Origin of the sequence: Melaminivora alkalimesophila (genome assembly GCF_000282995.1) — a bacterium.
Taxonomy (GTDB): Bacteria; Pseudomonadota; Gammaproteobacteria; order Burkholderiales; family Burkholderiaceae_C; genus Melaminivora; species Melaminivora alkalimesophila.
The window spans coordinates 1-4,473 of sequence record NZ_ALEE01000126.1 but is presented as its reverse complement, the minus strand read 5'-3'; the positions used below and the strand labels follow the sequence as shown (position 1 = coordinate 4,473).

The window sequence follows — 4,473 nt, the reverse complement described above, 5'->3', positions numbered from 1 at the left end:
AGGCCGGCGCCACCGCCCGGCCGCGGCGCGGCGCGCAGGGCCTCGCCGTACAGGTCCATGACCAGGCGCCCGCAGTCCTGCAGCGCGGCGCGCAGGCGTGCCGCATGGTTGGGGATGTCGGCGATTTCCTCGGCTTCGACCAGCTGGCCGATGCGCAGCGCCCGGCTGGCGAGCTTGTCGATCCAGCCCAGGTAGGACAGGTCCATCTCGCAGGCGAACTGCGACAGTGCCGTAGTCGGCAGGTGGTGCGCCTCGTCGAGGATCAGCAGGCAGTTGTCCAGGTCGGGCAGCAGCCGCGCGCCGATCGACGACAGCAGCAGGTCGTGGTTGGCGACGATGACCTGCGCCGCGACCAGCTCCTTGCGCCGGTCGTAGTAGGTGCACTGCGAGAACAGCGGGCAGTGGCGCCCGGTGCAGGAATGCATCTCGGCAGCCACGGGCGCCCAGACCTCGGGCTCGGGCGGGTCGGGCAAGGTGTCACGGTCGCCATCCCACTGGCCGGAGGCGAGCGCGTCGGCCATGCTGGCGTAGAACTTCATGCGCACCTGCGCGCCGGGCTGCCCGGGCGCGGCCGGCCGGGGCGCCTCGGTGGCGCCGAACAGGTCCTCGGTCGCGCCGAAGTCGTCGTCCTCGGTGCCGGCGGCCAGGCGCTCCAGCTTGAGCTTGCACACGTAGCGCCCGCGCCCTTTGGCCAGGGCAAAGCGCAGCGGCTCGTCCAGGTGCGCGGCCAGCGCCGGCAGGTCCTTGTTCACCAGCTGTTCCTGCAGCGCCACCGTGGCGGTGGAGATCAGCACGCGCGTGCCGCGCGCCAGCGCCATGGCGACCGCAGGGGCCGCGTAGGCCAGCGACTTGCCCACGCCCGTGCCCGCCTGGATCACGGCGATGGCGCGCGCGGGCTGGTGCTCCTCGTCCTCGGCCTTGCCGAGGTCGGCCTGTCCGAAGGTCTGGGCGACCTGTTCGGCCATGCGCCGCTGGCCTTCGCGCGCGCGAAAGCCCGGCGTGGATTGCACCACGGCCTCGAAGGCCTGCAAGGCGCCCTGGGCCCACTGCTGCGCGGACATGGCGGCTGGGAAAAGAGGCTGCAAGAAGGGCAGGAAATCGGCGAGGGTGGGGTGGCAATGCGGGGCGGCATGCGCCTCGGAAAGAGGAGCCGAAGGCTGCATACCTGTGCTTTCATACAGGATGGTAGCGGAACGCGCCCGCCCTGTGGCCTATGGGGTTGTCCGGCCTTTGCCTACGCGCCGTGCCTGCCGGGGGTCTTAGCGTTCGGGATATCGAACGCTTCTTTCCCTTTGCCTGCCCACGCCGAGGTTCCCATGGCCAACCGCCCTACCGCACACACCGTTCCCACCTCTCCCCAGGACCGGGACCCTCCGGGCCGACCCGCCAGCGTGCGCGGCGTCGACCTGACGACCGACAAGAGAGGCAAGGAAAAGGGAGAGCCCCACCTGCCGCACGAGCGCGACCAGGACATCTCCATGACCGGAGACCGGCAGGACCCGCGGGTGCAACAGGGCGCGCGCGACCTGCAGCGCGGGTTGCAAGACACGGACGAAGGCCTGCGGGCTGACGAAAAGGGCGAGCAGCCGCGGCAGTAGCACGGCGGCACGGTGAGGCCTTGGGGCGCTACAGTGCGGCGCCATGTCTGACACTGCCCACTCTTTTGCCTCTGCTGGAACCCTTGCCCGCCGCCTTCGCGTCCACGGCAAGGTGCAGGGCGTCTACTTCCGCCAGTCCACCGTCGAGCAGGCACGCCGCCTGGGCGTCGCTGGCTGGGTGCGCAACCGCAGGGACGGCAGCGTGGAGGCGCTGCTCGTCGGGCCCGAGGCGACGGTCATGGCGTTGATCGGCTGGATGCATACCGGACCCGCGGCCGCGCGCGTCGATCGGGTGGACGTCTGCGAGGAAGTGCCGCCAGTGCCTGTGCTCGAGGGGTTCGTGCAGCGAGATACCTTGTAGCGGCGGGCGGCACCGTGGTGCTCACTCCTTGCGCAACGTCGCCTGCAACGTAATCTCCGGCACCCCCGCCAGTGCCTTGGACAGGGGGCAGTTGCGCTTGGCATCTTCCGCGATTTCCTGGAAGCGGGCCTCGTCCATGCCCGGGACGACCGCTTCCAGGATCAGCGCGATGCGGTCGATCTTGAAGCCGTCACCGTCCTTGGCCAGTCGCACGCGGGCGGTGGTGTCGACCGTGCGGGTGGCAAAGCCCGCCTTGTCGCAAGCAAAGGAGAACGCCATGGTGAAGCAGGCGGCGTGGGCCGCGCCGACGATCTCCTCCGGATTGGTGCCCTTGCGATCGTCGCCGAAGCGGCTGGCGAAACCGTAGGGGTACTTCTGTAGCGCCCCGGTCTCGGTGCTGATCTGGCCCTGGCCGGCCTTGCCGGCGCCGTCCCAGTGGACGGATGCGGTCTTCTCGCTCATCGTTGCTCCTGCATGAAAGTAAGAAACTTGCTCGAATGGGTACGACCACCGATCAGACCAGTTGCGGGCCGCCCAGTCTGTCGGCCGATGCCGGCAGTGGCTGCCCTGCGATGCAGTCGCCATCGGCGTGCGGGGCGGTGCGGCGATCGCGCGGATGCGGCGGACGGGCGCTGGCGCGGCCCAACCCTTGCAAACATTGCCCCTGCGGCCCGCGTCCGGTCACGGCGGCAGGCATGGCGGGAGGCGCAGTCCCGGGGGCGGGGCTGGCAAGCGGTGCAGACGCTTGCTGGTAGGGGGCGCCGAAGCGGTTGGCGAGGAAATCCGGCAGGGCCACCTGTTCCTGCCGGATGAAGCCCTTGCGCGGAAGTTTTCCCTCGCGGAACAAGTCCAGCGCGGCGCAGATGCCGGCGGCAGTGGTGATCTGGATGGCCGACAGGGGCTGCGAGCCGCTGTGGTCGGCGAAGACCTTGCGGGCGAAGACCTCCTGCACCAGCTGGCCGGCGCGCATACCGCTGACGCTGACGAACACCAGCACCACGTCCTGCATGGTCATGGGCACCGAGCGGCGCAGGATGCGCTTGAGTGTTTCCTGGTCGTCCTTCATCCGCAGCTCTTCCAGCAACACCCACATCAGGTCGCGGTGGCCCGGGTAGCGCACCGTCTTGTAGTCGATCGAGCGCAGCTTGCCCGCCCAGGTCTCGCACAGCGTCCCCAGGCCGCCGGAGGTGTTGAAGGCCTCGTACTCCACGCCGTCGAGCGAGAAATGCTCCAGCCCTTCGAGCGGCAGGACCTCAATGCGCCGGCCATCGCGCACCGCCTCGCAGGGGCGGCAATATTCGTTGACCAGCCCGTCCACGCTCCAGGTCAGGTTGTATTTCAACGCGTTGTTGGGATAGGCCGGCAGGGCGCCGACGCGCAGCTTGACCTCGTGCACCTCGTCGAGCTGCTGGGCCAGGTGGTGGGCGGCGATGCCGATGAACCCCGGGGCCAGACCGCACTGGGGCATGAAGGCGGTGTCTGCCCCGACCGCCAGTTCCTGGATGGCGCGGGTGGAGGCCACATCCTCGGTCAGGTCGAAGTAGTGGCAACCGGCAGCGCGGGCCTCGGTGGCAACCAAGGTCGCCAGATGGTAGGGCAGCGCATTGAGCACGGCGTCCTGCCCCACCAGCGCAGCGCCCAGGGCGCGCGCGTCGGCGGTGTCCACCATCTGCGCGCGCACGCGCCCGGCGGCCTGCAGCGGCTGCAGTGCCGTGGCACTGCGGTCGATGGCGGTCACTTCGTAGTCGCCGCTGTCTGCCAGCAGCTGGGCGATGCGCTGGCCGATGTGGCCGGCGCCGAGCAGGGCAATCTTCATGGCGGTCTCCTCTCCTCTCTCTGGTTGTGCTTGTGCCGCTTCGCTTGGCTGCAGCGAAGCGGGTTGGACCAAAGTCTAGGAAGGGAGCCGGACGAAAGATAGCGTGAATTTGACGAAAAGGCGGGTCTTCGTGACACTTCGACGATCTCCTGCTGCGGATCGTCAGAACATGGGCCTGTCTCCCGACTCCATTCCCGCCCGGGCGGCGCTGCGCGACCAGCTGGACCGCGACCTGGTGGCCCTGCTGCAGGCGAATGCGCGCGAAAGCGCCGCCGATCTGGCGCGCAGGCTGGGTGTGGCGCGCACCACGGTGCTGGCTCGGCTTGCGCGGCTGGAGCGCGAAGGCGTGATCGTGGGCTACACCGTGCGCCTGCGCCAGGACCTGGACGAGCACGGGGTGCACGCCCATGTGGGCATCATCACCAGCCCCAAGGCGGGGCGCGAGGTGGTGCGGCGGCTGCAGGGCCTTCCCGAGCTGCGGCACCTGTGCTCGGTGAGCGGCGAGGTGGACTACATCGCGCAGCTGCACGCCGAGTCCATGCCGCGGCTGGACGCGCTGCTCGACGAGATCGGGGAGATCGAGGGGGTGGTGCGCACCACCACCTCGGTGGTGCTGGCGGTGCGCGTGGACCGCCGGGGCTGAGCGCCCCGGAGTCCGTGTGGGCGCTCAGACCTCGAAGCGCACGCCCTGCGCGAGC

At 69.6% G+C, this 4,473-nt stretch carries 5 protein-coding genes and 1 pseudogene; 3 read left to right on the top strand and 3 right to left on the bottom strand.

Going from position 1 to position 4,473, the window contains the following annotated elements:
* The coding region (locus A612_RS01855) for a DEAD/DEAH box helicase (protein WP_019372916.1) at nucleotides 1-1,061 on the bottom strand (1,061 nt) is incomplete at its 3' end.
* A 255-nt stretch (nucleotides 1,062-1,316) separates the two neighbouring features.
* Between A612_RS01855 and A612_RS01850 the strand changes: the two genes are divergently transcribed.
* Together A612_RS01850 and A612_RS01845 are read left to right on the top strand one after the other, a co-directional pair.
* Entirely contained in the window at nucleotides 1,317-1,598 is a 282-nt protein-coding gene (locus A612_RS01850; RefSeq protein ID WP_141630313.1) for a hypothetical protein, read from the top strand.
* Nucleotides 1,599-1,641: 43 nt separating this feature from the next.
* Entirely contained in the window at nucleotides 1,642-1,959 is a 318-nt protein-coding gene (locus A612_RS01845) for an acylphosphatase (RefSeq protein ID WP_040435604.1), read from the top strand.
* A gap of 21 nt (nucleotides 1,960-1,980) precedes the next feature.
* Here A612_RS01845 and A612_RS01840 read toward each other — a convergent pair whose 3' ends face one another.
* On the bottom strand, nucleotides 1,981-2,421 hold the full coding sequence (locus A612_RS01840; protein ID WP_019372913.1) for an OsmC family protein: 441 nt from the start codon (nucleotides 2,419-2,421) through the stop codon (nucleotides 1,981-1,983).
* A 280-nt stretch (nucleotides 2,422-2,701) separates the two neighbouring features.
* Nucleotides 2,702-3,775, bottom strand: a pseudogene (locus A612_RS01835) (saccharopine dehydrogenase family protein); the annotation flags it as partial.
* A 169-nt stretch (nucleotides 3,776-3,944) separates the two neighbouring features.
* Between A612_RS01835 and A612_RS01830 the strand changes: the two are divergent.
* Entirely contained in the window at nucleotides 3,945-4,418 is a 474-nt protein-coding gene (locus A612_RS01830) for an Lrp/AsnC family transcriptional regulator (RefSeq protein ID WP_019372911.1), read from the top strand.
* Nucleotides 4,419-4,473 lie beyond the last annotated feature (55 nt).